Origin of the sequence: Bacteroides sp. HMSC067B03 (assembly GCF_001811315.1) — a bacterium.
Taxonomy (GTDB): Bacteria; Bacteroidota; Bacteroidia; order Bacteroidales; family Bacteroidaceae; genus Bacteroides; species Bacteroides faecis.
In genome coordinates, this window is record NZ_KV804312.1 from 3021 (window position 1) to 7571 (window position 4551).

A 4551-nucleotide genomic window follows, 5' to 3' on the forward strand; every position below is an offset into this window, starting at 1 on the left:
GTGGCGGTGGGGACGTTGCCGGGACAATCGTGTATATCTATCCGCAAAAGACCTCCCTGTATGCCGCACTCGGAACTGACGACCTGACAATTAGGCTTGCAATCCTGTCACGTACCGGATCGGGTGAAATGGTTTCATACAACAATATCGAAACCCTGCAACTGAAAGACAAGTCAACGGGGGAAACGCTTGAAACGTTCAACGTGAACCGGGAAAGTTCCCCGTCAGATACGGACTACACTTTTGTGATTCCCGTTAAAAGCTATTTCAGCGAAGCGATGAACCGCAAGTTTGTGGTCGTTGCCACCGATGACGGGGGAAACACCGCGCAGAAGACAATCAGCGTCACGGCTGTAAACCTGAAACTTTCCCGTGTATGGGCTTTGTACAAAACATTGCAGGAAGGTTCGGGACTCATCACCATGACGGACGTGTTCAAACTGTCCTCCGCCAATAAGTCAACCGTTACGGCACATATCAAAATAGGCGACGAATGGAAGCTGATCTCACAAACCAGCGTGGCTTCCACACGCTCACAGGACTTGCAAATCAACGTTTCGTCTTTGGGACTGAAACATGGTGCATATACTGTCAGGATTGTCGCACAGGACGTGGAATCGGGTGTATGGTCGAACTACCAGTTCTTTGATGTGATGATTGTCAACCCGTCAAGTCTTATGCCTGTCGTCGCGCTTGCGCATTCCGAAGAAACGGAAACGGCATGGTCAGTCAGGAAGTATGCAAACCTGAACATCGAAGTGGCGTGCTATGATCCCAGCCATGTCGCTACCGATGCCCATGTCGAAATACACAAGGTCGCGAAAGTTACCAATACCTCTACCGGAGACAACAGTGAAACCGATACGGTGCTGACTACCGTATCAGTAGGACGTAACAGTACATTCAACCTGTCCACCCGTGTCGACGGTTTTACGATTGCGGACAATATCAGGAACGTGCTGGGTATTTACGGCAAATGCGGAGCCGGAGAAAGCAATACGATCGAGTACTCCGTTAACAGTTCCGTCATAGACATCAATGGTGACTCCAGCTATATGATTTGTTTCAATCCGGCAGACAAGGACAATTCGGATCAGGACAAGTCATGGCTGTACGGACTTTATGAAATGAAGCAGACCGGATTCAACTATTCCACGAATGCCTTTGTCGCTGACAAGACCGAAGGAAAAGCGTTCAAGGTTTCGGATGATGCCACCGCATTGTGTACTTATCGTCCCTATAACCGTACCAATATTGAGCAGACCGGATCGACTACCATCATCAAGATAAAAACGCAGAACGCTGCCGATCCTGACGCGAACGTCGTGTCATGCTGGGACGAAGCAAACCAAATCGGGTGGCGTATCACTTCAAAATGCGTGTACTTCAAAGCACTCGGAACTGAACTGATTGAACGGTATTTCAAGCCGGGCGACATCTACGAGTTTGCCTTTGTCATTGAAAAGGCAAATGCGGAAGAGGACGGCAAAGGCTATATCAAGCTATATTGTGACGGTGACCTGATTGGCGCATCCAAATATACGGCAGGACAAAGCGCGATCAAACAGTCCGAACAAATCAGCTTCTCCGGAACAGCCGGGGAACTGTACATGTACCGCTTGCTTTCTTGGGAAAAGGAAATGGCGGACGAACAGATCAATGACGAGTTTGTAATCGGCAAGTCCGATACGGACGAAATGATCGCTTTGAACAGAAAGAACGATATCCTAACCGACAATAAAATCGACCTGAACAAAGCACTTGAAATGTGTGACTGTCTGGTGGAAATGCCGCACGGGGATTATAAACTTGAAACGCTTGACAACGTAACGGATACGTCCACCAAGATATATACAGACCTGTACCTGTTCTGCAAGGACAAAGGTATGAGCCTTATTATCGAGAACGTGGAAACGACCAATCAGGGAACGACATCCGCCTTCTATCCGACCTATAAAAACCGGAAATACAAGCTGAAAAAGGCAACTATCCGCGCAATGTATCCGGAACGGGCTCCGCAGGCTTTGCTCGACGCGATTGCAAACAAGAAAATCATTTTGCGTGGTGAGACTATTCCATTCGACAAGGTTTGTCTGAAGGTCAACTATGCATCACCCGACAAGGTAAACACCCCGATTTCCCGTATCAATAACGATATGCAGAAGGCTTTGGGCGAGGAATATATGACCCCAGCGCAGAACGCGTACTATGCGGATGAAAACAACACGCTGGACTTGCGTACAAGTATTGACGGTAACAGTGTGCTTGTCTTCAAGTCGGATACCGGAAATATCAATGACGCGTACTTTTGGTGTCGCGGTGACTGGAACATTGACAAGGGAAATCCACCGACTTTCGGCTTCAAGGATGTTCCCGGCTACAATGCCGACTGTTTGAGTTATGGCGACTTCACCGACCTTCCGGACGTGACGGAATCCTATTTCATGTCCCATGCTGACGACTACGATCAGGATACGATCTACATGCTTTCCAAATCGACGGACGCTTCGTACAAGTTCATGGAATACGTCGACGGGGCATGGAAGAACACTACCGGAACAATCTCTTTCAACGGCAAGAAAACGGTCGTTACCGGACGTGTCCTGAATCCGGTTGAATGTGTTGAAATGCTTGATTATGAAGGTATGTGCATCTTCGATGATATCGATAACTTCATGACCATGCAGTCGACGCACAGCAAGTGGGTGAAAGGCTTGTACGGTGCGGAACTGTCAACGGAAAGCCTTGTTCCCAAATGGACGATGTTCTTTGAATTCCGTACACCGGACGATGACGGCATGAACCTTGCCTATGCGCTTGGAAAGAAGACACCGTACCACTGGAAACAGTTCTGCGAATGGGTGTATTCATGTAACCCGAAGAACCGTATGGCAGGCGGCAAAATCAGTATCAACGGGGCACAGGTCAGCGATACGCTCGAAAACCGATACCGGAAGCTGGTTGAGGAAATGGACAAGTATTGCAGCGTGGCTTCTTTCCGCGCATACCTAGTCCGTATCCTGTATCATTCAGGCGTCGACCAGTTATCGAAAAACAGCATGTGGGCTTTGTACCTCTGCCCGGACGGTATTTACCGTTGGTACATGAACCACGATTATGATTCTGACAGTACGAACGGAAAGAATAATTCCGGTATCTTCAAACTTCCGTATAACGTGATGCTTGACAGCGTCATGGAGGGGGAAAACGTATTTGCCGGACGTATGAGCGTCGTTTGGCAAGGCATGTGGCGTTATGATCAGGTCGGACTTGCAGCGACCGCGGAGAAAATCCGCACATCGCGCCTTCCGGGTGGCGAGTCCGCTTTCTCCTACGAAGCTGTTCTGCGTGAATCGGAAGAAAAAGACCACCTCTTGATCCCTGCGATCGTCGCCTGCCGTGATTCCGTGGCGAAGTATATCACCAATCCGGGCGGTCAGGCGTTCAACGTGATCTCCGGTATGGGTATCCCTTACCGCCATTACTATGTGTCTGCCCGTTATGACTTCCTTGACGCTTATTTCGGTGTCAGCACGATCCTGAAGGCGGATAATATGTGCATGTTCCGCGCCATCGGTGAGGACATCAATATCGAAGTGACCGCAAGCGAGCAATGGAAATTGTGGGCGGGCTTCAATACGCCAGCCGCACAACAGGGGGCATGGGCGGAAGAAGACGGCTCAAAGGTGACATTCCATTTCGACGGTTCAAACTCATCGAGCGCGATCTATATCATCGGTGCATCGAAGATCAAATCTTTGGGTGATTTGAGCACTGTCAACATCGACGGTACACAGGCAAAGGACTTCACTACGTTGATCCGTGTCGAGGAACTGGTGTTCGGCAGCAAACGCGAAGGATATGCCAACAATAGCGTCACAGACCTCCCGCTTGGTGAGAAACCGTACATGAGACTCCTGAACGTTGAGAACTTCAAAAAGCTGGTATCTCTTGACCTGACCGGGGCAACACGCCTTTTGCGCCTGTTGGCATACGGCAGTTCCCTGCAGATCATCAATTTTGTAGGCGGTTGTCCGGTTCAATATGCGGAACTGCCGACCACCATGACACAGTTCAAGTTGATGAACCTCGATAAGTTGAGCTATAAGGGGCTGAACGCGGACACAGGCATTGTTGTTGAATCCATGCCGAACATCACTACACTGCGCGTGGAAAACTGCCCGCTTATCGACGTTGTAAAGATGATCCGCGACATAATCGATTCGCAGGAAGGTAATGTCGTATTCCGCCATATCCGTATCACAAACCGTGATTTCATCGGGAACGGTTCGGAAGTGCTGGAAATCCTGCAGCTCGGTATCGGGGGACTGGATGAAAACGGTAATCAGGTAGAGAAGCCCGTACTTACCGGGAACTATCTGCTGGATGAAGTCATCGAGAACTCGGATATAGAAGCGATCCGGAACGGCTTCGAAGGTCTGACCGTCAGCACCATAATCGACGCTTATATCAAGATCATCGACTGGTTTAATGCGGAAGCGTATGGCGGAGAACCCTATTATCCCGAAGTCACACTGGATAATGTGGGTG

General features: G+C 49.4%; 1 protein-coding gene. It reads left to right on the forward strand.

The window, feature by feature from the left end:
• The coding region (locus HMPREF2794_RS07115) for a hypothetical protein (RefSeq protein WP_070751246.1) at positions 1–4551 on the forward strand (4551 nt) is incomplete at both ends.